Annotated in this window: 26 protein-coding genes; 9 read left to right on the top strand and 17 right to left on the bottom strand. The window is 66.1% G+C overall.

The annotated features are described in order from the left end of the window. Positions 1-11: 11 nt before the first annotated feature. The 6 genes from C2L58_RS15020 to C2L58_RS15000 all read right to left on the bottom strand — a co-directional run bounded on the left by C2L58_RS15020 (position 12) and on the right by C2L58_RS15000 (position 4,700). A complete protein-coding gene (locus C2L58_RS15020; protein ID WP_103338195.1) occupies positions 12-812 on the bottom strand; it encodes a replication-relaxation family protein in 801 nt (266 codons plus the stop codon). A 115-nt stretch (positions 813-927) separates the two neighbouring features. Beyond that, complete coding sequence (locus C2L58_RS48620; RefSeq protein WP_146073595.1) at positions 928-2,409, bottom strand: type IV secretory system conjugative DNA transfer family protein; 1,482 nt, start codon at positions 2,407-2,409, stop codon at positions 928-930. Positions 2,410-3,164: 755 nt separating this feature from the next. Further along, entirely contained in the window at positions 3,165-3,359 is a 195-nt protein-coding gene (locus C2L58_RS48615; RefSeq protein ID WP_146073594.1) for a hypothetical protein, read from the bottom strand. 280 nt (positions 3,360-3,639) lie between these two features. Next, complete coding sequence (locus C2L58_RS15010) at positions 3,640-3,888, bottom strand: hypothetical protein (protein ID WP_103338193.1); 249 nt, start codon at positions 3,886-3,888, stop codon at positions 3,640-3,642. Next, on the bottom strand, positions 3,885-4,193 hold the full coding sequence (locus C2L58_RS15005) for a hypothetical protein (protein WP_103338192.1): 309 nt from the start codon (positions 4,191-4,193) through the stop codon (positions 3,885-3,887). The genes C2L58_RS15010 and C2L58_RS15005 overlap by 4 nt, the downstream gene beginning before the upstream one ends. 57 nt (positions 4,194-4,250) lie before the next feature. Continuing rightward, entirely contained in the window at positions 4,251-4,700 is a 450-nt protein-coding gene (locus C2L58_RS15000) for a hypothetical protein (protein ID WP_103338191.1), read from the bottom strand. A gap of 138 nt (positions 4,701-4,838) precedes the next feature. On the opposite strand from C2L58_RS15000, the gene C2L58_RS48610 reads away from it, so the two are divergent. Further along, positions 4,839-5,921 (top strand): hypothetical protein, encoded by a 1,083-nt coding sequence (locus tag C2L58_RS48610; protein ID WP_146073593.1) that lies wholly within the window; start codon positions 4,839-4,841, stop codon positions 5,919-5,921. A 98-nt stretch (positions 5,922-6,019) separates the two neighbouring features. Here C2L58_RS48610 and C2L58_RS50420 read toward each other — a convergent pair whose 3' ends face one another. From C2L58_RS50420 to C2L58_RS14980, 4 genes are all read right to left on the bottom strand, one after another. Continuing rightward, on the bottom strand, positions 6,020-6,199 hold the full coding sequence (locus C2L58_RS50420) for a helix-turn-helix domain-containing protein (RefSeq protein WP_103338190.1): 180 nt from the start codon (positions 6,197-6,199) through the stop codon (positions 6,020-6,022). A 128-nt stretch (positions 6,200-6,327) separates the two neighbouring features. Then, entirely contained in the window at positions 6,328-6,498 is a 171-nt protein-coding gene (locus C2L58_RS51705) for a helix-turn-helix domain-containing protein (RefSeq protein WP_441296304.1), read from the bottom strand. Positions 6,499-7,025: 527 nt separating this feature from the next. Next, a complete protein-coding gene (locus tag C2L58_RS14985) occupies positions 7,026-7,421 on the bottom strand; it encodes a hypothetical protein (RefSeq protein WP_103338188.1) in 396 nt (131 codons plus the stop codon). Further along, entirely contained in the window at positions 7,418-7,789 is a 372-nt protein-coding gene (locus C2L58_RS14980) for a recombinase family protein (protein WP_103338187.1), read from the bottom strand. Before C2L58_RS14980 ends, C2L58_RS14985 begins: the two co-directional genes overlap by 4 nt. A gap of 251 nt (positions 7,790-8,040) precedes the next feature. On the opposite strand from C2L58_RS14980, the gene C2L58_RS14975 reads away from it, so the two are divergent. Next, a complete protein-coding gene (locus C2L58_RS14975) occupies positions 8,041-8,925 on the top strand; it encodes a helix-turn-helix domain-containing protein (RefSeq protein ID WP_103338186.1) in 885 nt (294 codons plus the stop codon). Next, positions 8,922-9,134: a DUF397 domain-containing protein gene (locus C2L58_RS14970; RefSeq protein ID WP_233225729.1), complete on the top strand. Its 213-nt coding sequence runs from the start codon at positions 8,922-8,924 to the stop codon at positions 9,132-9,134. The genes C2L58_RS14975 and C2L58_RS14970 overlap by 4 nt, the downstream gene beginning before the upstream one ends. Positions 9,135-9,197: 63 nt before the next feature. On the opposite strand, the gene C2L58_RS48605 is transcribed toward C2L58_RS14970, so the two are convergent. Next, the gene (locus C2L58_RS48605) at positions 9,198-10,136 is read right to left on the bottom strand and encodes a hypothetical protein (RefSeq protein ID WP_146073592.1); all 939 of its coding nucleotides are present in this window, start codon (positions 10,134-10,136) and stop codon (positions 9,198-9,200) included. Positions 10,137-10,236: 100 nt separating this feature from the next. Between C2L58_RS48605 and C2L58_RS48600 the strand changes: the two genes are divergently transcribed. After that, on the top strand, positions 10,237-10,887 hold the full coding sequence (locus tag C2L58_RS48600) for a hypothetical protein (RefSeq protein ID WP_146073591.1): 651 nt from the start codon (positions 10,237-10,239) through the stop codon (positions 10,885-10,887). A gap of 396 nt (positions 10,888-11,283) precedes the next feature. On the opposite strand, the gene C2L58_RS14960 is transcribed toward C2L58_RS48600, so the two are convergent. Continuing rightward, positions 11,284-11,691 (bottom strand): hypothetical protein, encoded by a 408-nt coding sequence (locus tag C2L58_RS14960; RefSeq protein WP_103338184.1) that lies wholly within the window; start codon positions 11,689-11,691, stop codon positions 11,284-11,286. A 105-nt stretch (positions 11,692-11,796) separates the two neighbouring features. Here C2L58_RS14960 and C2L58_RS14955 point away from each other — a divergent pair, with 105 nt between their 5' ends. Next, positions 11,797-12,732: an ATP-binding cassette domain-containing protein gene (locus C2L58_RS14955; protein WP_103338183.1), complete on the top strand. Its 936-nt coding sequence runs from the start codon at positions 11,797-11,799 to the stop codon at positions 12,730-12,732. Next, a complete protein-coding gene (locus C2L58_RS14950; protein WP_103338182.1) occupies positions 12,729-13,472 on the top strand; it encodes an ABC transporter permease in 744 nt (247 codons plus the stop codon). The genes C2L58_RS14955 and C2L58_RS14950 overlap by 4 nt, the downstream gene beginning before the upstream one ends. On the opposite strand, the gene C2L58_RS14945 is transcribed toward C2L58_RS14950, so the two are convergent. Further along, on the bottom strand, positions 13,456-16,569 hold the full coding sequence (locus C2L58_RS14945; RefSeq protein ID WP_103338181.1) for a BTAD domain-containing putative transcriptional regulator: 3,114 nt from the start codon (positions 16,567-16,569) through the stop codon (positions 13,456-13,458). The genes C2L58_RS14950 and C2L58_RS14945 overlap by 17 nt on opposite strands. 100 nt (positions 16,570-16,669) lie before the next feature. On the opposite strand from C2L58_RS14945, the gene C2L58_RS14940 reads away from it, so the two are divergent. Further along, entirely contained in the window at positions 16,670-17,890 is a 1,221-nt protein-coding gene (locus tag C2L58_RS14940; protein WP_103338180.1) for a cytochrome P450, read from the top strand. Here the strand turns inward: C2L58_RS14940 and C2L58_RS14935 are convergent. The 3 genes from C2L58_RS14935 to C2L58_RS14925 are packed head-to-tail and all read right to left on the bottom strand — an operon-like array spanning position 17,868 to position 20,605. Continuing rightward, positions 17,868-19,259, bottom strand: coding sequence for an alpha/beta fold hydrolase (locus C2L58_RS14935; RefSeq protein ID WP_103338179.1), 1,392 nt, complete (start codon positions 19,257-19,259; stop codon positions 17,868-17,870). The genes C2L58_RS14940 and C2L58_RS14935 overlap by 23 nt on opposite strands. 55 nt (positions 19,260-19,314) lie before the next feature. Next, the gene (locus tag C2L58_RS14930; protein WP_103338178.1) at positions 19,315-19,953 is read right to left on the bottom strand and encodes a pyridoxine/pyridoxamine 5'-phosphate oxidase; all 639 of its coding nucleotides are present in this window, start codon (positions 19,951-19,953) and stop codon (positions 19,315-19,317) included. A 1-nt stretch (position 19,954) separates the two neighbouring features. Continuing rightward, a complete protein-coding gene (locus C2L58_RS14925) occupies positions 19,955-20,605 on the bottom strand; it encodes a hypothetical protein (protein ID WP_103338177.1) in 651 nt (216 codons plus the stop codon). A gap of 82 nt (positions 20,606-20,687) precedes the next feature. On the opposite strand from C2L58_RS14925, the gene C2L58_RS14920 reads away from it, so the two are divergent. Together C2L58_RS14920 and C2L58_RS14915 are read left to right on the top strand one after the other, a co-directional pair. After that, complete coding sequence (locus C2L58_RS14920; RefSeq protein ID WP_233225728.1) at positions 20,688-21,218, top strand: DUF2020 domain-containing protein; 531 nt, start codon at positions 20,688-20,690, stop codon at positions 21,216-21,218. 146 nt (positions 21,219-21,364) lie between these two features. Beyond that, entirely contained in the window at positions 21,365-21,817 is a 453-nt protein-coding gene (locus C2L58_RS14915) for a DUF6918 family protein (RefSeq protein ID WP_103338176.1), read from the top strand. Positions 21,818-21,885: 68 nt separating this feature from the next. Here C2L58_RS14915 and C2L58_RS14910 read toward each other — a convergent pair whose 3' ends face one another. Further along, entirely contained in the window at positions 21,886-22,422 is a 537-nt protein-coding gene (locus C2L58_RS14910) for a hypothetical protein (protein WP_013221986.1), read from the bottom strand. Positions 22,423-22,453 lie beyond the last annotated feature (31 nt).

Here is a 22,453-nt window from a genome sequence, read left to right as displayed (position 1 = left end):
GATTAGAACATTTACCGAACAAACCATTTTGAAAGTTCTAACGCCGCATGGTCGTGCATCGAAACGAAGAACAGTTCAGCCGCTGGCGGTGGTAAGCCCCGGATGAGTCCCTGAACAGCCGTCAACCGGGCGTCATCGAGCACCGTCACCAGTACACGCGGCACGCCGCCCCGAGGACCACGGCCACCTTGGTTCACGAAGTCCAGATAGGTGCGTAGCTTGCGCCGGAGCGTCGGCAAGCTCTCAGTGCTCCGGTCCACCTCCACCCACCACAAGTGATCCACCCGGCCATTGCTGAGCACCGCGAAGGCGTCCGGTTTGAGGACCCCGCCCCGGCCGTCCGGCCACCAGCACGCAGGCTCAGGCTGGAATGTGCGCAAGTTGTACCGCCCGCCGCACGCGAACTCGACCAGCGAGACGTACAACTCCGAGACGGCGACGATGTGCGCCATGACCCGCTCGCCAGGCGCGCCCGGTCGGCGTACTCGTCCCGCATGAGCTTTGAGGAGTCGCGCACCTGCCGTGTCGAGCGCGAACACCGTCACGGTTGAGCCTCGCCGTGGGCCGCCCACCCGACGAGGCAGCGGCAGGAGCACGCGCCAGCTCACCAACCGGGCGAGCGTTCGTGACCGGCTGACGACGCGGGACCGTCCGGAAAGTTCGGTGAAGTGGAGCCGTTCGAGTTGAAGCCCGGTCGCCAGATGCAGCCGGTTCACGGTCTCCAAGATGGCCCGATCGCGCTCGCCCAGCCGCTCGGCAACCCACACCATGTGGCCGGAACGGACACGGGTGGGGGTGCGAGCGGCTGTCATGATGTCCCTCGCTGAGAGGGGCAGAATTTCGGCGGCGTTAGCGCTACGTTTTGCCCGGTCAACCGACGCGCGAGAAAGCCCGCGACATCAACACCGATGTCAACACCTCGGCCCATCATGACAACTCCTCGCTGGGCATCTCACCGAGCCGGGGTGGCGGCGTATCGCCAAGACGACGCGCCCGAAGCGCTACCTCAACCTCAGCCCGGGGGACGCCCCATTGAGCGGCCAACTTCCGCCGGAGTTCGGCCGGCTCGGTCGTAGGTTCCGGAAGCGGAAGCGTCCGCCCGGTCATCGGCGGGTACGTCTGGCCGCCCAGGTTCAAGCGGGCGATGATCTCGAACCGGCCAAGGCCGGAGAGATCGGAGGCCGCGAGGGTCGGTGCAAGTCGTTCACCGAGCAAGCGAGCGTCGTCATGCTCGACCTGGAAAAAGACGTGAGACCGGACCGTACCAAGCACAGCCGCCCGAACGGACGAGGGTAGCTGACTGAGGTACTGGTTCGCCAAGGTCAGACCGAGACCGAGCCCACGCGCCTCCGCCGCCATGTCCGCGATATCGTCCGTGAACCGCACGACGTTCTGAAACTCGTCCAGGTAGGCGAAAGCCGGGCGTCGCTGGTCGGCGGGCACACTCGCACGGCGCGTAGTCGCATGCCAGAGTGCACCCGTGACGAACGCCCCAAACAAGGCGGCCGCCTCCGCGCCAATCTCGCCCCTGGCAAGCGGTACCAGTACGAGCTTTCGCTCTGTGAAAATCCGCATGAGGTCAAATCCATTCGACTGACCAAACATCAGGCGAAGGCTGGTGCGGGTCGTGAAGCTGCGCAGCTTATTAAGGACCGGACCAATGGCGTTTAATCGTTCACCTTCGCTCAGGCTGTTGTACCACTGCCAGTAGTCCCGCCACCGTTCATCGAGCCGAGGATGCGAACTTACGTAATGCCGCAGACGGGCATTCGTGAGGACTTCTGCTACTTCACTCAACGTGAAGGCGGAGCCGTTCGGCGCTGGAACTTGAGTCAGACTATTCACCGCTGCGCGAGCAAGGTCATCGGTTCGCGGTCCCCAATATGCACGAAAGATGCTCCGCAGAATAGTTACGGTCGTCTCCGCGGCTAGTTCTCGCTGTTGCTCGGTGCCACCCAGCATGAGTGGGTTAGTGCCAATTGGCATAGCCGTGTCGGCAGGGTCCAAAACCACCGTTCGCTCGCGGTCTTTTTCGGCAAGTCGCGAAACGATTGCGTCGATCAAGTCAGCTTTCGGGTCAATCACGAGACCACCAAACCCTTGGCTAACCTCCTGAAGCACCATTGAAGCCAGGAGATGGCTCTTACCAACTCCAGTTACGCCGAGGACGTAGGTATGCCTAAGTCGGTCCTCTGGGCTCATAACCAACGGCCGACCGGAGCCGGGATAGGTGCTTTCACCGAGGACAACGCCGCGCGTCGGCAACGCGTTTACCGGCGGGACCGTGCGAGATGCGCCAAGCGTCAAGCCGGGTAACATGACACCGTAAGGGAGGCCGAGAAGGCCGCTCGCCTCCGCCACGTTCGCCACGATGGGCCACGCCACCACCGGAACCGCGCGCTCAGCCATGCGGCGAGCAACGACGACAGGTCGAAGCCGCCGCCGGGCGACTTCTACTCCGTGACGATCCATACCTCGCAAAGCAGCCGTCATGCGTCGAAGCGCAGCCGGCGACCAACCGGGCTCTGGCGAGGTGGCACCCAGCCGGCCAGTCATGGCCACGAGCGGCAAGCGCTGCTTGCGCTCAATCTCGCGCCGCTGATGTGAGGTCAGCTCGACACCCCGCAGGGCAGCCGGACGACCCGACCTCACACCCGTAAACAGCCACTGAGCCCGTAGGTGGCCACCACCCGGCGGGAACGGCCAGAGCGCTGCAAGGAGAGCTGAAGCAGTCGCAGCCGCCCGGTCATCCGCGAGGGGCACCCAAGCGCTTGTGAGGCGTAGCTCGGCCGCTACGCGCGGCATGGACGCCTGGGGTGCGCCCGTCAGCTCTTCGATCCGTACAGCCGGGAGAGCGGCGCGGAGGGAGGCGAGGACGGCCGCCCGATGCGCCTGCGGCACTAGCAACGTGTGCGTGATGCCGGACGCGGATGCGTCCACCTCAAGCCCCACCGGAACGAGCGGGGCGAGGGACCAGCGTGCCGGACGAGTAATGGCGGCTACTTGCGCCAGCCAGGTAGTGACCATCTCCGGGGACAAATCCCGAGGCAAGCCGAGACGATAGAAGCTCAGCGAAGAACTCCAAGCCCTGCTTTCGCGCTGACGCCAAAGAAGCAAAGCGCCGAGTATGGGGAGGCCCGCCATGAGGGCCAGAAATGCCGCAGTCATTTGGCTACCTCGTCGGTATCTGCGGGCGGCCGACGTTCAGTTGAAGCTGTAGCCGATAAATCCTGGGCACTATCCGTCAGTGTCTCAGACTGCAACTGCCGCGCCATCATCAGAACGATTTGAGCGACTAACTCCGCATCAAGCTCGGCGCGATCATCACCGCAGACCCAAGCTCTGGTTTCCTTGGCCATGGTTCCCCTCCTCCCTCATTACTCTGCCGGGGGCGCAGAAGCAGCCCCCTATTTTTCGTTATATGGACCTTATTGGGACCAGTCAAGTGCAACATTCCTAAAGCCTCCTTAGGGCGATGAAGTAAATAATTGCCAATATGACCAGGACGATGAGATATGGCATCAGCGGAGCCAGAACGGCCCAGATCACCCGTGCCGCCACGGCGACGACCAACAGCAAAAAGACCGCGCTTGCCACTCGCGCGGTCCACTGGTTCGGATTCATTCCAGGCATGTCGAATTAATCCGTTGTATCGTCTCGCCGCTTTTCGGCCTCACGGAGCAAGCGCCGAACTGCCCACCAGTGCTCGTACATCAGCCTCAGTGACTCACGAAGCATGGCGAAGTCGTCGGCAGCAACCTTCCGGTAGGTCTCCCAGTGCCGTCGCCAGCGGTCCACCATAATCTCGATCTCCGCGAAGAGGATGAGTAGCAGAAGCAGCGCGAACACGACGCCCAGCGCCGCGCAGACGTACAGCACGATCATCATGGCCGGGCTCCGAGTCGCCGCACGGACTGCCGGACGACCAGGGCCATGTCGTCCACGATCGCGGCGTACAGCTCGGCCCGCATGGGGTCGCTGGCCGTCTGACGGGCCTCCAGGCCCGCCACCATGGCAATCTGGTTCAGGCCCACGGAGGCCACCCAGCCGGCCGCCTGCGCGCGGGCCGCGCTGACGTAACCCTCCACCACCTCGTCGGTGATGCGCTCACGCGCCTCACGCGGGAGTCGCCGAGGAACGCCGACCGGCAGCGGCACCAGGTCGCCCCGGCCGCCTTGGATGATTTCACTCATTTTCTTTACCTTCCTTTCAAACGAAGACCGGGCTCAAGGTGAGTTCGGCCGCATTCCCTAACGAAACAGGCGGCGAAGAATTGCCGCATAGCCGCTCTCCAGCTCGCATACCGTGCTGTAGACCGTCGAGTAGTCATATGCACTGGAAAGCGCGAAACGACCGAGTTCCCGCACGAGCTGCATCACTTCGCGACTCCAGAGCTCCGCCGACGTGCTCGCATCATCGTCACGGGGGTTAAGCCGCATCCAGCCCGGCAGTTGCCGAGACCGCATCAGCCGCTCGTCGGGCAGCTGCCGCCGATCCGTGATGATGTCCGCCCACAGGAGCTGAAGCCCCTGGTGGTCCACGTGGTCGTCGCCGGTCACGAGGACGGGAGCGACCATTTCGTGCAGCTTGCGCACGCCGCCGACGAACACGACGGTGCCGATCTTGCGCAGCTCTCGCCGCCGCTCCACGTCGAAGCCGACAGGCTCAGAACCGCCCGACGGCCGACTACGCTGAGTCATCTCTGCCTCCGCCTGTTTGTCACCGAAGACCAGAGTCTTCGCAGGTCAGAGCGGTGTTGCTTCAACCCGTAGTCAGAATCGCGTAACAGCTCGTGCAGAAATGCGATCCAGCTACCATCAGTGCGATTGGAGTGCGACGTGAGCGACCGCCGAAGCGATCTACATGCTGCGGGGCCAGATCAGCTCAACATGCAGCTGGCCGTTGACCTCTCAGAACTTGCCCACGTCGGTCTCGTTGAAGATGATCTTGTCAATGCCAGAAGTCGGGATAGCATCGGGCGGCTAATGCGGCCATTTAGCAGAGGGAATCGCACGCCACGTGACCAAGCTCGCCGACTGACAGATAAACTGGAGCGCTGTATTGGTGCACTCAAATCTGAGCATGTAGCGAGTGTGCTTGATCCGCTCTTCGGGGTGTCGAGCGCCTATCGCGGAATGCATTATTCCGAGCGACTGCGAATTGCAGCGTATACAAGCAACCCAAACTATAAGCATGTGCGCTACTTTCACGGCCAGAAGATGCGATTGCTTGGCCAGTTGGCGAGCATTTGCAGTGAACAAGTCGAAATCAATGATGCACCATCACCTCGGGTGCGCTCCGAGCTTGTCGTAGGCGGCGCATATGAAGTGGCCAGCATCTCCATATTCTTGCGATGGCCAACGAGTAGTGACCGTCAGAAGACATACCTAGAAACTCGCACGATTCGCTCGCTGAGTTCACGACTGCAATATTGGCGAGGTAGTCACCGCTACGATGAATCTCGACTGCCAGACCTTAAGATAATTACAGGAGGGCGACTTAACTGGCGCAACGCTGGCCAGGATGTTGTCTTTATGGAGGTTGAGTTCCCCAGGTACCTTAAAGAGAATGAGGAGCACACGTTTACCCTGCTGCATACGCAAATGGTGGATGATCCATACGGCGATATCACCTATGACTTTGCCATTACCCCCGTGGTGCCAGTTGATAACTTCTCGCTGAGCATCTACTTTCCTGAGCGCAAGCCGAGCAGCATTTGGAGCTTTCGAGATGTGACCCGGCCACTGATTCCACACGTACCGCCCGAGCTGAAGCGGTCGGTTGCACCAGACCGGCTTGGCAATGCCCTACTTTCGCATGGTCCAGGCTCGATGCGGCTAGGCTACTCTTATGGCCTTGCATGGATATTTCAAGCAGAGGATAATGAAGACGTTAAGAACGGAGGGGTGAATGGTCCGTAAAGACGACATCGGCAACTAATCTAGCTGGCTTTATGCTAACTCGAAGAACCCCTCGCCTCAAATCGGAGGCGAGGGTTCTTTGCGGACCGAAGCCGTTACTATTGCGAAAGACCTCTCGGGCGCATTCTCACTCCGGCCTCCGCGAGTAACCTATAGACCTTGCCGTATGACACACCCTGCGCGGCGGCGACCTCCCGCACCGTCTGCCCCGCCTCGTACTGCGCCACCACCTCATCAACGTCCAGGTCACAGCGGATACCCCGGCCACTTGTCGGCATGTCGGCTCCATGCTGGCGTAGCAGTTCGCCCGTCCAGCTCAGTGACAGTCCATAGGTCCGCGCAATTTGCGTAACCGACTGCCCATCGTTGTGGTCACGTACCATCTGCCGATTGCGATCCTCACAATTCACGGGCGGACTCCAGATGCTGGCTCCTGCCCGCGCGAACGAAGGCCAATACCCGCGTCCAAGAGCATCCGCCGCGTGACGTTATAACTCAGCCCGAACTGCTTTCCGGTTGCGCGGATAGGCAGCCCACTCCGGTATGCCTCAATGAGCCCCGGCGGGGTCGGTCGCATTCGCCGCTGTTTCGGGCGCAGGGTCACTCCGGCCTCAAGCAGACGCGTTCGGACTTGGCGATATGGCAGGCCGCAACCTGCCACTAGCTCCTCAATGGTCCGGCCGGCGGTGTAGGCAGCCACCAACTCGGCGTCGTCCGGTTCAGTTAAAACCAACACGAGTCCTCATCAAAGATTGCGCAGACCATCAAGGACGCGCTGCATAAGTTCGCCCTTCGGCCATACTTGCGGTCTGCGTGGGTATGGCGTGGGGCGCTGGACATACGGCCTGGATCGCTTCGGCAGAACGATCGGCAGCGGTTCGGTCGGCTCGTCGTCCAGGGGCGGAATCCGGGGCAGTACTTGCGTCGACGCGCTGGCGGCCTCGTCTTCGGCCCGTTCGCCTCTCACCCGTGCTCGGATACCGGCCACGGTGCGCTCCGGTCGGGCTCGCACCCGGCGATTGTGCTTGGCGTCGCTGACTAGCAGCACAACCACCAGGACCACGGGCATGGCCACGACGACCAGTACCGCCAACACCCCGCCGTTCACGGCGCGGGCGGCTCGGATGGTTCGGGCTCGGCCGTGACCGGCAAGGCGGGTAGCTTGCCGCTGTACAGATCAAGCACCTCCGCCAAGGCTTTGAGCAGGCCGCTGACCTCTTGAACATCGGAGCCGTCAAGGGCTTCAGCTTCCAGTTGAGCAGCAGCCCGCAGTAGCTCCCGGCCGGTACTCGTCAGCCGGTCAGCGAGCGTCAACGGCTCCTTGGGCTCTTGGTCGTTCGCGTGACTCGTCAGTAGAGTGGCCAAGCCGTCGAAGAGTCGGGCGAGTTCACGCTGCTTGTCGGCGGGCAGAGTGCCCGCCAGGAGTTCCGTGGAGACACGTGGGATGTGTTTGGTGACGGCGGCAAGAGCGCGCACAAGGTCGCCCGTCTCACGCTTCATGCCAGTGCCTCGCCAGTCCGTCGCCCGACGGCGTGGACCTCAGCATTCGCTTCATTGGCGAGCTGTTCGCGCATGGCTGTCTGGAGCAATTCGTTACGTGCTAAGTGCATCAGGCTCGGGACGACGACATGGCGCGCATCTGCCCGGACCAGCTCCGTGATGAGTTCGTCAAAGCCCTCACGCGAGCCACAGTCAAGCTCGAAGAAAAAGCTGACGAAGTACAGCCCCTTGGCTTCAGCGAACCGAGCTACCGCACCCTCGACCCGGCGCACCCGATGATCCGGTACGTCAGCAGGTACCCGCATGTAGCCATAGGCCAGTGGCCCTAGCGCCGCTAGACGCGGCTCCTCATCCAAGAGTGCAGTCATAGCCCCAACTTTCGCGCTGATGGCCCGCCCGGTAGCGGCGTCGGGGACCGCAGCACCACCGGGCGGACGTTCAAGGGGTAGCCGGTTCATTGCTCCCGGTGGCGAGTAGAGCACCGCGAGACTCGAATATGCAAGACTTCACATCGAAGACTCGCTTGGAAGTACCCGAAGTCGTGGCTAGCATTTCAAGCTGCGCGACTAGAGGCTTTCAAATCGGGTGTAAGGTGGCCCCGGAATGAGAGGTAGGGACGGTGGCTGACAAGGAGTCAGGCTCGACGGTGCCGCGTCGGCAGCTCGGCCGGTATCTCAAGGACGCTCGTGGTCAGGCACGGCTGACGGTCAAGGCGGCAGCCGAAGCCCTGGAGTGGTCCGAGGCCAAGATTTGGCGGATCGAGACCGGACAGACCAGCCTGCGCAGTCTCGACGTTGAGGCCATGTGCCGGGTTTACGGCGTGGACGCCGACATGACCGAAGCCCTCAAGGGCCTGGCCAAGGAGACGAAGACCAAGGGCTGGTGGCATGCCTACGGTGATGTCATCCCCGGTGGCTTTGATGTCTACATCGGCCTGGAGGGTGCCGCCTCCAGCTTCCAGTGGTACGAGTCCGACCTGGTGCCGGGCCTGTTCCAGACGGCCGACTACGCCCGGACGCTGATTGAGGCCGACAACCTGGACGTGGACCCCGAGGAGATCGAGCGGCGGGTGAACCTGCGCATGGAGCGGCAGACGCTGCTCACCCGCGTCACGGCCGCCCCGATCTTCCGAGTGGTGCTCGACGAGTCGATCTTGCGGCGGCCCATCGGCAGCGAGTCGGTGATGGCCGGCCAGCTCGCGCGCCTGGTCCAGGTCGCCGAACTGCCCAACGTGGCGCTCCGGGTGGCCGACTTCGCGGCCGGACTGCACCACGGCGTCATGTCGGGACCGTTCGTTACGTTGCGTTTCCCCACCAACGGTGACGGCAAGGAGAGCGAGCCGCCTACCGTCTACGTGGACGGCTTCACCGGCGCGCTCTACCTCGACAAGCCGCACGAGATCGACCGCTACGACGGGGCGTTTCACCGCATCTGGGACGCCTCGCTGAATGAGGCAGATAGCAAGAACATGCTGGCGACAGCAGCGAGGGAGTACGGGACATGATGAGTGCCGATCTGCCTGGGGCGCGGTGGCGCAAAAGCAGCCGCAGCAATGGGCAGGCCAATTGCGTGGAGGTCGCATTTCTGGATGACGGCCGGGTGGCAATGCGAGACAGCAAGCAGCAGGGCAACGGGCCAGCGCTCGTGTTCACGGCCGCCGAGTGGGATGCGTTCGCGGGTGGCATGGCCGACGGCGAGTTTCAGCGCTCGTGACGTAAGCGACCATACGAACAAGCGCCGTCCTCATCGGGGCAGCGCTTGTTCGCTATGCAGATTCTAGCCGTGACCATGTTGGCGCATAGCCTCCTTCCATTCGGCATTTACCGGCTCGATGCTTGTGAGATTTGCCATGCAACTGGCCAAGAAGTTAATTATCTCCTCAAGCTTCGCGTGGACCTTAGAGTAGTCATCCCACTCGTATCTACCAGCGTCAATGAGCAAGAAGCAGTAATGATCCAGAATCCAAGCTTGACACATACTAGATACGAGTAGTGCATTAAAAGCGTCCACTATTGGCCAGGTGTTATACGTGTCGTGACCCTCAAGATGGGCAAGAACATTTTCGGGATTTAGATGCAGCCGACGACTTCCTAGGACGTAGGAACGCATCAGCATTTCCGCCTTACTCTGCTCCATATTTCCCGAGTCCTTGAGGCCTTGGATTAGCTTCTCTACGCCTCCTCTCAGCCACTGATTGGCTGGAGTATGCGTCTTTTCCTTGAGGACAAATCCTGTCTTTTCGTCCGGGTATTTCTCAAGCATTGCACCGGACTTTGCTTTGATTTCTTCAACTACTTCGTTCTTGTCGAAGCTTAGGCCAATGGATGCGTAGTACTCGATGTCCTGAGCTAACTGAACCCACTTGAAATCAAAAAACCGCTCTGCAAGAGCCGCGCCTTCGACGTCTTCCACGCTCATCATGTACTCAAGATTGATGTAGTCCTCGATGATGCTCCTCATGACCTCAAGGGCGCTAACCGCATCGTCAGGGGTGCCATCCGTAATGTCGTGAACAACTTTCAAGCGACGTAGATTTATGCGGTGTGCAGCCTCAAATATCTTGAGAAAGTCGGAGCACTCAGGCTCGACACACGGCTTCTCTAGTTCAAACAGTGAAGATAAATTGATGACTCCATCAATAGCCACATGAAGAGCCTTCTCCGTGACTAAACGTTCCTTCGATTTTCGTCTAGCCGATTTCTTTTTGCTTGGCATACTTTAGGCTCGCTATTTCTTCCCCAGATTACGCCAAAGATAGGTAGTTGACCAGCGATGCGAGCAACTCGCGACCACGCCTCATAGTATAATCGTCACTATGAGCACAGTTCAGACAGTCATTGACCAGCTGGATACTTTGATTGCAGAGTACGACGCATTAGCGAAGCGCTCTCAGCATGATGATATGTCCGACCTGAAGGACGAAAGTCGGATCCTAGCCAATCGGCTCCAAGCTTCCATTGATCGCCTAACTGTGCCTTCAAGCACTTACGCGCGACAAGCTGACCCGCTACGAACAGCGGCCACGCATATTCGCCTCCTAGAACTCGGGGGTATCGTCAGGGCGTTGCGAGACGACCTGAATGCCGGTTGGCTAGAATCCCTGGTCGAACTGGTGCATGCGGACGTGCATAACGACTACCTTGAGATGGCCGAAGAGTTACTTGCCAAGAACTACAAGGATGCGGCAGCCGTTATTGCTGGCTCATCCCTTGAGGTGCACATTCGCGCACTATGCGTGAAGCATAACGTACCGGTTGATCTGAGTGGCAAGCCAAAGAAGGCGGACGTGATGAACGCCGACCTCAAGAAGGTTTTGGCCTACGGGGCTCTTGAGCAAAAACAGGTCACCGCCTGGCTTGGAATTCGCAACTCCGCCGCGCATGGCCAGTATGGCGACTATGTTAGTAACGATGTGCGACGGCTTATTGATGGGATACGGGATTTTGCAGCGAAGTATCCTGCGTAGTGTAAAGCCCCGATCCGTTGCCAGATCGGGGCGATAGTCCTAGCGAGGAGCGCTAAGACTGGTTTCGATGCTTGCGGAGCAGCCGCTTCACGCTGCTGAGGCTCACGCCGTAGCGCCGGGCCAGCTCAGGACGTGGCGTACCTTTGCGAGCCTCAGCCACCAGAGCGGCCACATCGGCATCCGTAAGCCGGTCAGAGACTCGCCAGGAGTCCAGAGGAGCGGCAGACTGGACCCCTGGAGCGTCGGTCTGGTCTCCTGCTTCGATCCGCTCTAGCACGCTGACCAGCTGGTTTAGGTTGTCAGAGTGGTTCGAGTAGTGAGACAATAGCTCCACACTCGAAGAACACGCAAGCCCAGGTCGGGCCGCTTCCGCCGACCTGGGCTTCGTCGTACCGGTCAGCGCACGCCGGTCCGGGCGAGCCAGGCCACCCAGACGTGGAGGGCCGCGGACACCAGAGCCAGCAGCGCGATCCGGTAGGTGCCGATCCCGCCGGTCAGGTTGTACGCCACCACGGACGCCAGGGGAGCCGACAGCGCGGTCAGGATGATCGGCCACTTCGGCCGTAGCCGCGTCATGCTCAGGGCGAGCAGCGTGAGCAGGAGTGTCCCGGCGACGGTCGCCAGAAATATCTCCATGCCCCGGATCAGCTGGCCGAGCGAGCAGAACGGGTTGCCGGTGGCGCACACATACGTGCCGGCCACCGCGGTCCAGAAGACGCCGGTGCCGGCGCCGGTCAACGCGCCGATCACCGCCGCCGCGACCAGCGTGCGCGGGTCCGCCCGCGGCGGAGTCGATGCCACCATCGGTCCTCCTGGACGCCATCGAAGGAAGCGCGTCAACGGACTTTAGAGCCATCGGGTCAGGTTCGTGTCAGGTCGGTGTCAGGCCGGCCCTCGACAGTCGCTCTCATGACAGACCTGGCGATCACGGCCTCCGGACTGCGGAAGGCCTACCAAGACAAAACCGTCCTCGACGGCGTGGACCTCGAAGTCGAGGCCGGGACGATCTTCTCCCTGCTCGGCCCGAACGGGGCCGGCAAGACCACCGCCGTCAACGTCCTCACCACCCTGACGAAAGCCGACGGCGGCACGGTTCGCGTCGCCGGGCATGACGTGGCCACCGAGGCCAAGGCCGTGCGGGCGGCGATCGGTGTCACCGGGCAGTTCGCCGCCGTCGATGAACTGCTCACCGGGCAGGAAAACCTGCAGCTGATGGTCGATCTGAACCGGCGCGGCGGGGGCAAGAAAACCGTCGCCGAGCTGCTGGAGCGCTTCGACCTCACCGAGGCGGCGCGCAAGCCCGCGTCGACCTACTCCGGGGGGATGCGGCGGAAGCTCGACCTCGCCATGACGCTCGTCGGCCGGCCGCGGATCATCTTCCTCGACGAGCCGACGACCGGCCTCGACCCGCGCAGCCGCCGGACCATGTGGGCCATCATCCGCGACCTCGTCGCCGACGGGGTGACCGTCTTCCTCACCACCCAGTACCTCGAAGAGGCCGATCAGCTCGCCGACCGCATCGCCGTGCTCGACCAGGGCCGGCTGGTCGCGCAGGGCACGGCCGACGAACTCAAGCGCCGGATTCCCGGCACCCACGTCCGGCTCCGGTTCACCACCGCCGGTGAGCTCGACGCGGCCGCGCGCATCCTCACCGACGCCAGCCGGGACGACGAGGCCATGGCCCTGCGCGTGCCCGGCGACGGCGGCACGAAATCACTCCGGTCCCTTTTGGACAGACTCGACGAATACGCGCTCAGCGCCGAAGAGCTCTCCGTCCACACTCCCGATCTCGACGACGTCTTCCTCGCCCTGACGGGCCACGCCACGGAGGTTCCCGCGAAATGAAGTCCCACTCGATGGTGATGCTTCGCCGCAACTTCAAGCACATCGCCCGGAATCCGATGTCGATCTTCAACGCCATCGTGATGCCGGTCGTGATCATGCTGATGTTCGTCTACATGTTCGGGGACGCCTTCAACGTCGGCGTGAACTACGTCGACTACGCCACGCCGGGGCTGATGCTGCTGGCCGTCTGCTACGGGCTGGGAGCCACCGCGATCGCCGTCAACTCCGACATGACCAAGGGCATCATCAACCGGTTCAAGGTCATGGACGTCTCCCGCGGCGCGGTGCTGACCGGGCACGTCGTCGCCAGCGTGCTGACCAACCTGGTCGCCATCGCGGCCCTCCTCGGCGTGGCCTTCCTGCTCGGGTTCGAGCCGGCGGCGGGTTTCCTCGACTGGCTCGGCGCGGCCGGTGTCGTCGTACTGCTCGGGTTCGCGACCGGCTGGCTCACGATCGCGCTGGGCCTGGCGGCGAAAACCCCGGAAACGGCCGGCCTGGCTTCGGTGCCGCTGATCATGCTCCCGTTCTTCAGCAGCGCGATCGTGCCGGCGGACAAGATGGGCCCCGGCCTCAAGCAGTTCGCCGAGTACCAGCCGTTCACGCCGATCATCGAAACCCTGCGCGGGCTGCTCAACGGGACACCGGCCACCGGCACCCTGATCGCCGCCCTCGCGTGGTGCGCCGGGATCGCCGTCGTCGGCTACCTGTGGGCGTCCGCCACCTTCAAGAAGCGAGCGTGACCTTGGCCAGCTCCGGCCAGCTCGCTCCCGATCCCGCCCGCGTCGCCTCGGTGAACCCCACGTCACCGAGGCGACGCCGGGCGGCTTCCCCGATCCGGGCGACATCCGGGTGCGACCGGTCCGGCAGGCCCCGGACGCCCGCGCTCGCCCCGAGCAGCCGCGCGGCCTGCTCGTCCTGTCCGGTGCGCAGCGCGAGGTCCGCGAGGCCGACGAGGACCTGCGAGATCGTCAGCGGGTGGCCCGTCTCGGTGGCCGCGTCGAACGCCGCCGCGCGGTGGGCCCGGGCTTCGCCGAGGTCGTCGGTGAGGTACCCGAGCAGGTCCTGGACCACGGCCTGGACGTTCGCGTGCTGGACGTCGTCGCCCATCATCGACGTCGCGACGTCGAGCTGGCGACGCGCCTGGGCGGTGTCGCCGCTCCAGCGGGCGAGTTCCGCCTTGGCCAGCGCCAGCTCGGCCAGCGCGTTCGGCCAGGCCACGCGCTCCGCGGCCCGCTGGGCCCCGGCCAAGGCGGCCGCGCTCGCCTGCTCGTCGTCGAGCAGCCAGTACAGCTGGGCCTGCCGCGCCCGCATCCGGACGACGTCCTCGATGGCGCCGACCTCGGTCACGACGTCGACGGCCTGCTCGTAGTACTGGCACGCTTCGGCGAACTCGCCGCGCACGGCGATGCGGTCCGCCAGCTCGGTCAGGGCGAACGAGGTGCCCCACCGCTCGCCGAGGGCGCGGAACTCCGCGACGGCTGTCTCGAGGAGTGCGTCCGCGGCCTGGTCGCCGTGGCCGAACTGGATGCGCATCTTGCCCAGCTGCAACCGGGCCACCGCCCGCACCCACGGGTCCTCGTCGGCGAGCAGCGGTTCGAACGCCGACAGCGCCGCGTCCGGCCCGTGCAGCAGGCGCTCCAGGGAGCCGGCGAAGCGCAACGCCAGCCGCGGGTTTTCGACGCCGAGGCTGATCTCGTACGCCTTGCGGATCCACTCCTCCGCCCGGTACTCGTCACTCTGCTGCCCGGCGGTCACGAACTGGACGACGAACGTGTACACCACGCCGCGGATCTCGTCGGGCACCTCACCGGGCACGGCCGTGGCCGCCATGACCAGCTCGTTGCCCTCCGCCCGGTGCCCGGCGAGCCACCAGTACCAGCCGGCGGTCGCCGCGAGCCGCATCGCCTCCGCCGCTTCGCCCGCCGCGATCGCCCCGCGCATCGCCGCGGTGAGGTTGTCGTGCTCCGCCTCGAGCGTGGCGAGCCACGTCAGCTGCTCGGCGCGGCGCAGGTGCGGCTCCGCCGTCTCGGCGAGTTCGGTGAAGTACGCGAGGTGGGCGCGCCGGGCGACGTCCGCCTCGCCCGCTTCCGCGAGCCGCTGCTGGGCGTATTCCTTGATCGTGCCGAGCATGCGGTAGCGCGGTGCCTCGTCGCCCACGACGACGACCAGCGACTTGTCGGTCAATGCGGTCAGCAGGTCGAGCACCTCGGCCGAGTCGTCGCCGCACACCCGCTCGGCCGCCTCCAGGCTCGCCCCGCCGGAGAACACCGAAAGCCGGCGCAGCACGAGGCGTTCGGCGTCGGAGAGCAGTTCCCAGCTCCAGTCGATCACCGCGCGCAACGTGCGGTGCCGCGGGAGGGCGGTCCGGCTGCCGCCGGTCAGCAGGCGGAACCGGTCGTCGAGCCGGTGGGCGAGCTGGTCGAGCGACATCGTGCGCAGGCGCGCCGCGGCGAGCTCGATGGCCAGCGGCATCCCGTCCAGCGCGCGGCAGACGCGCGCCAGCGTGCGGACGTCCACCGCGAGGTCCTTGCGCACCGCGCCGGCCCGGTCCCGCAGCAGCCGGACGGCCGGGGCGGCCTCGATTTCGGCCGGATCCGCGTTCTCCGCGGGCAGGGCCAGGGGCGCGACCTGCCACAGCGCCTCACCGGTGATGCCGAGCGGTTCCCGGCTCGTCGCGAGGATCCGCAGCCGGCGGCACTCGCCGAGCACCCGGTGCGCGAAGGCCGCCGCGGACTCGATGACGTGCTCGCAGTTGTCCAGGACCAGCAGCATCGAACGTTCCCGCAGGGCGGCGATGACCCGGTCCGTCGGCTCGGCGTCCGGTGCCTCGCCGACGAGCGAGTCCCGCAGCTTGAGCGCGCCGAGCGTCGCCTGGGCCACGTCGTCGCCGGCGCCGATCCCGGCCAGCTCGACCAGCCACGCACCGTCCGGCAGGTCGCCGAGCAGCGTGCGCGCGGTTTCCGTGGCCTGCCTGGTCTTCCCCGAGCCGCCCGGCCCGATCAGCGTGGTGAGCCGGTGTTCGGTGACGAGCTCGCGGACCGCGGCGACATCGGCGTCCTTGCCGACGTAGCTGGTCAGTTCGGCCCGCAGGTTGGTCTTCCGGACCTCTTCCCGCCGGCCCAGCTCGCCGCGCAGCAGCGCGACGTGCACCTCGGACAGCTCCGGCGACGGGTCGACGCCGAGGGAGTCGGCCAGGGTTTCCCGGGTGCGCTCGTACACGAGCAGCGCTTCGGTGTCGCGGCCGGTCGCGACGAGCGCGCGCATCAACGCGGCGACGAGCCGTTCCCGCATCGGGTGCGCGGCGACCAGGTCGGTCAGCTCGGTGACCAGCTCCGCGCCGTGGCCGAGCCGGGCCTCCGCGTCGAACCGGTCCTCCAAGGCGGCCAGGCGCAGCCCTTCGAGCCGGGTGACCGCGGCTTCGAACGCCGCGCTTTCCGGCAGTTCGACGTCCTGCATGGCCGGACCGCGCCAGAGAGCGAGTGCCTCGCGCAGCCGTCGCGGATCGTCTTCCTGGCGCGCCTGGCCGACGAGGCGTTCGAAGCGCACGGCGTCGACGTCCTCGGGTGCCACCACCAGCCGGTAGCCGGTCGGCCGGCCGTCGACCGACCCTTCGGGCAGCGCCTTGCGCAGCCGGGAAACCAGGCGCTGCAGAGCGTTCGGCGCTTCGGCGGGCGGGTGCTCACCCCAGATCCAGTCGACGAGCGTCCCCTTCGGGACCACTTGGCCCGGCTCGAGCGCGAGCGCGACCAGCAGCCCGCGCAGCCGGGCGCCGGGCACGTCGGCGAGCACGCCGTCGGCCGTGCGCACTTCGAAGGGCCCCAGGATCCCGATCTGCACGCGGCCGATCTTGCCACGGGCGGCGGTGTCCGAGGCGTGTCAGGCCCGTGTCAGCCCGCTCGGCGATCGTCGTCGGCACACCATCACGAAAGGAACGCCGATGAGCCAGACGGCCGACGTCCCGCACGGACTCCCCATGGACCGCGACGCGGGGCCCTTCGATCCGCCGAGCGCGCTCACCCGGCTCCGCGACACCCGCCCGGTCAGCCCGCTGGTGTTCCCCGACGGCCACGAGGGCTGGCTCGTCAGCGGCTACGAAGAGGTCCGGCAGATGATGGCCGACACGCGGTTCAGCTCCCGCCTGGACCTCGACGTCATCCACGTGCCGTACGAGACGGGGATGCCCGCCGCCACCGAGCCGTCCCCGCCGATGCCGGGCATGTTCATCGCCATGGACCCGCCGGACCACAGCCGGCTGCGCCGCAGGCTTACCGGCGCCTTCACCGTCAAGCGGATGAAGCAGCTGGAGGAGCACATCGCCGACGTCGTCGAGCGGCAGCTGGACCACCTGGCGCGGCTGACCCCGCCGGTCGACCTGGTCAAGGAGTTCGCGCTCCCGGTGCCCTCGCTGGTGATCTGCGAGCTGCTCGGCGTGCCCTACGCGGATCGGGGCACCTTCCAGGCGAACTCGGCCCAGTTCATGCTCCGGGAGCAGACGCTCGAGGAGAAGATGGGCGCGTACGTCGCGCTGAACACGTACCTGTCCGAACTGGTCACGAGCAAGCGCGCCGAACCCGGCGAGGACATCCTGTCCGACCTGGCCCGCCACGACGACCTCACCATCGAAGAGCTGACCGGCGCGGCGTTCCTGCTGCTGCTCGCCGGCCACGAGACGACGGCCAACATGCTTTCGCTGGGCATGTTCGCGCTGCTGCAGCACCCCGAGCAGTGCGCCGAACTGCGGGCCGACGCGGAGCTGCTGTCCGGCGCGGTGGAGGAACTGCTGCGCTACCTGTCCGTGGCCGACATCTTCTTCCGCTACGCCACGGAGGACCTCGAGCTCGGGGGCGAAACCATCACCAAGGGCTCGACGGTCGTCGTCTCGCTGCTGACGGCCAACCACGACCCCCGGCGCTTCGAAAACCCGGACACGCTCGACATCCACCGCAACGCCCGCGGCCTCCTGTCCTTCGGCCACGGCGTCCACCAGTGCCTCGGCCAGCAACCGGCCCGCATCGAGCTGCGCGCCGGCTTCGAAGGCCTGCTGCGCCGCTTCCCGGCCCTGGCGCTGGCCGTCCCGGCCGAGGAGGTGAAGCTGCGCACGGACATGAACATCTACGGCGTCCACGAGCTGCCGGTCACGTGGCCCGCAGGAAGCTGAGCACCGCGTCCCGCCCCGCGTGGCCGCGCTCGCGGTTCTGGATCGAATGCGACTCGCCCGGCACGATCACCAACTGCCCGTGCGGGGCGCGGGCCGCTTCTTCACGCGCCCACTCCAACGGCGTCGACAGGTCGCGGTCGCCGTTGAGCAACAGCACCGGGACGTCCGGCAGTCGCGAAGACGGGTTCGACGCCGGGCGTTCCGCCGGCCAGGGGAGGCAGCTTTGGATGAACCCCTGCTGCGTCGCCACGCCGGTTGTGTAAGGCCAGGTCGCCGACTCCGGGAGCACATGCGCGGTCAGTGACAGCAACGGCTGCCGGACCGGAAGGGGCGTGGCCGCCGAACCCCACGGGAAACGCTGGTCCGCGCACAGCGTGGCCGCGTGGAGGCCGGCGCTGAACGACGCCGGGTCGTCGCCGCCGGACTTGTACGCCTCCAGCAGCGCGTCGAGCCGGGCCGGGGCGCCCCCGCGGGCTTCGTGCAGGGCGCCGATGATGTCGCCCGCGTCCGGGTTGCGGTAAGTCGGGTCCGAGAATTCGTACGACACCACGGTGTCGAAGATCCGCACGCCGTCGGCCGTGCCGCGGTGGCGGACCACCCACGCCAGGTCCTCAGCCGGGTCGTAGCCGCAGGCGGGGGCCACCCCGCAGGCCGCGCGCAGCACGCGGGCCTCCGCCGTCATGCCCGTCAGGTACAGGGAGGCCGAGGCCGTCGCGTGGTGCGGGAGCACCGAATCGAGGATGACCTTGCTGACGTTGTGCGGGTGCGCGATCGCGTACCGGGCCGCCGTGAAAGAGCCGTACGAGACGCCGTCGACGACCAGCTTGGGCACGCCCAGCGCCTGGCGGAGCCGGTCGAAGTCCGCCACCGTCTGGTCGGTCGAGTACAGCGGTGCCGTGTCGCCGAGGATGCGCGCGCACTCCTGAACGGCGGCGGCCGACGGCGTCGCGATGTCCGAACTGCCCATCTCCGCCTGCAGGCCAGGACACTGCAACGCCCCCGACGGCGCGGTGCCGCGCTGGTCGAGCATGACGATCCGGTAGTCCTTCGCGACCTCCGGCAGCCGCTGCGTCGCGATCCGCGTGATCGTCCTGACGCCGCCCTGGCCCGGCCCGCCGGTCAGGAACAACAGCACGCCCTTGGGCGCGGTCACGTTGTCCGCGGTCGCCACCGGCAGCTTGAGCGTGCCCGGTACGCGGCCGGTGTGGTCGAGCGGCACGGTCAGGGTCGAGCACGTGAAGCCCGGTTGTCCCGGGCACGGGTGCGGATCCGCCAGCACCGGCCGGTCACCGGGACGCGCGTCGGCCGCGCCGGCGAATGCGGTGGTCAGCGCCAGGACCAGCCCGGCGGTCAGGATCTTCGAGCGCATACCTGCATCATGCGCACACCGGCGCGGAACCCGCATACCCCCGAAAGGGCGGCCGTCACGGCCAGAGGCGCTCGCGGACCCAGCCCTCGCTCGACTTCCGGTACCGCAGCCGCACGTGCCGCCGGTCGTGACTGGCCTGCCAGAACTCGACTTCGTCCGGGTCGACGAGGTACCGCGTCCACGTTTCGGGGGCCACGTCCGGGTTCTCCTCGACCCAGCGCTCCGCTTCCGCGGCCGCCGCCTCGAGGTCCGCCGGGTCGTGCAGCACCTGCGACTGGTGCCCGATGAACGCCTCGACGCGGGACGCCGGCGGCCGGGCGAGGAAGTCCGCCGCCGACACCTCGGGGGCGGCGGGGGAGACCGGGCCGCGCACCCGGACCTGCCGGCCGCGGCCGGGCCAGAAGAACGTCAACGCGGCGCGCGGGTCCTTGCGCAGTTGCAGGCCCTTGGGGCTTTCCGCACTGGTCGCGACCGCCCAGCCGTCCGCGCCGACGTCCTTGAGGATGACCACGCGCGCGTCGGGCGCGCCGTCGGCATCCACTGTGGACAACGTGACGGCGTGCGGCGCCAGGACGTGCTCGCCGGCTTCGGTCAGCCACTCGAGGAACAACGCCTGCGGGTCCGGGGGTGCCGTTTCCGGCGTGAACCCGGGGAGTTCCCCGGGGAACGACGGCCAGCCGCGCAACTGCACCATGTCAGTAACCGTACGGACCCTGCTGGGGTGCGTGCCCCGGCGGTGGGTAGACCGGTGGCTGCGGACCGGCCGGACCGGCGTACGGCGGGGGCGGCACCTGCGGCGCCGGCGCGGGCATCGGGTGCTGCGGTTGCCGCTGCGCCTGCTGCCACTGGACCTGCTGGTAGACCTCGGCGGGCTGCGGGAAGCAGTACGTCAGCTTGGCGTTGACCGAACCCTGCATCGCCGCGCCCCAGAGCTTGCCGCCGACGAACGCGTACAGCTGCCCGGCGGAGAGGTCCACCGCGACCATCCGCGTCTCGCCGCCGAACTGGTTGCCCGACTTCGCCGACGCGGCCTGTGCGGCGTCCGGGTACACCCGGCCGCCGACGAGCCCGGCGATCACGACCGACCCCGCCGTCCAGCCCATGGTGCCGGTCAGGTTCGCGCGGGCGTGCTGCGTCGCGCGGCCGGTGAAGTCGTACAGCGCCGCGGCGCTGACCTCCGGGACGGCGGCGGCGATCACGCAGTAGTTCATCGTCGTGAGCAGCACCTGCTCGGTGAACAGCCCGACGACGGCCGTGGCGGGCCCGATCTGCACGGAGTTCAGCCGGCCACCGGCCCGCTGGATGCGGTCGGCCATCGCGCCGAGGTACTGCTCGGGGGTGAGCACGCGGACATCGTCGCACGCCCGGTGGTCAAGGCGACGTCAGCCAGCGGTTTTCACACATGCTTCGTGGTTGACTGTCCGCGCTATGCGACGACTCGTACTTCTCGCGCCCGCCGTGGCCCTGCTGGCCGGCTGCAGCGCCACCATCGTGACCGGTACCGCGACGCCCAGCCCGCCCTCGGCGTCCACCGCGGCGGGCACCGGCAGCCTGCCCCCGGACCCCCAGCCGGGCGCGACCGAGGACTGCCCGTACCTCGGCAGCGAAGTCGTGGCCGAGGCGAACGGCCAGCACGTGTCGAAGGTGCGCGTGTCCGCCGACCAGCCGCACCCGGCGTGCTTCTTCTACCGCCCGGACGGGAAGGTCCAGCTCACCATCCGGGTGTACGTCGGGGACGCGAAGACGGCGACGGCGCTGGTCAACAAGGCGGCGCCGGTCGACTCGTCCAACCCGGCGAGCGACCCTTCCGGCTGGAAGGGGGGCTATTTGTCGACCGACGACGGCGCCGTCTACGCGGTGGCGAAGGGGCCGGCGGCGGTCATCGCGTCGACCAACCAGAAGCAAAGCGTCAAGGCACGCACAGTGGTCAAGAAGGCTATCGCTGCCCTGAAGCTCTAGGTAGCGACCTCCACACGGGTGAGTGATGTTGATCTTGTATTACCCTGTGCGTCACGCGCAGGCTTCGTGGACTCGCGCACCGCAGCCACCGGGGATCCCCACCCCGGGGCGGGGCACCAACTCTGCAACGACAAAGGACAAGATTCGTGGCTGACACCCTCAAGGAAATCCTGCTCGACTCCGGCCGTCGCCCGGCTGTCGTCTCCGACTTCGAGACCCTCGTCGACGCCGAGGTCTCCGACAAGGGCGGCGTCTCGGGTGCCGTCGTGAAGACCGGCTTCGCCGCGGTCAAGAAGATCAAGCCGGGCATCATCCCCTCGGCCGTCGACACGCTGCTGCCGGACTTCGCCTCCGCGCTCGAGCCGTTCTACGGCGACTACCGCGCCAAGGGTGGCAACGACTTCGGCGCCTACCTGTCCAGCCGCTCGGACGAGGCTTCCGACGCGCTGCTCAGCGTCACCGACTCCCGCGCGGAGAAGAGCAGCCGCGACAGCATCAAGAAGGTCTACGGCAAGCTGCGCCCGAACGGCAAGAAGAACGTCGAAGAGGCGCTGCCGCGTCTCGGCCAGCTGATCGACAAGCACGCCGCTGCCGTCTGATCAGCCTGAACCACCGCAAGACTGAAGAGGCCCCCGGCTGCACCCCCGGGGGCCTCTTCGCGTCTTGTTCAGTTCTTCTTCTCGGCGGGCGCCGCGGACGGCGCCTTGCCGTTCGCCTGCGCGGTCGGCTTCGCCGGTTCGGCGGGCTTCGGCGCGGGCGGGGTGGCCTTCGGCGGCGCCGGGGCGACCGGCGGCTCCTGCTTCGACCGCAGTGCGTAGGCGGCGCCCGCGCCGACCACGACCAGGCCCAGCAGCCACGGCCACTTGCGCCGGCTGCGGGTGCCCTTGGCGGCCGACTTGGCCTCGGACAGAGCGGCGTAGAAGTCCTTCTTCGCCGCCTTGAAGTCCTTCTTGCCGCGGCGCTTCGACTCGCCGGCCGCCTTCGCGGCCTTGATGGCGGCCTTCTTCGCCTTGCGACCCGGCTTGCGCAGCTCGGACAGGCGCGCGAGCGCCTCCTGGCGAGCGGCCTTCGAGCTCTTCTTGAGCTCCTTGCGGGTCAGTTCCGTCTTCTTCGCGAGCTTCTTCTGCGCGCGCCGCCCCTGCTTGACACCCTCGGTGACGAGTTTGTCGGCGGTCTCGACGGCCTGGGCTGTCGCCCGGGACATGGGCTTCACCTCATCATTCGTTTTGACACTG

Source organism: Amycolatopsis sp. CA-126428 (assembly GCF_002904335.1).
Taxonomy (GTDB): domain Bacteria; phylum Actinomycetota; class Actinomycetes; order Mycobacteriales; family Pseudonocardiaceae; genus Amycolatopsis.
This window is presented reverse-complemented; position numbering and strand designations above follow the sequence as displayed.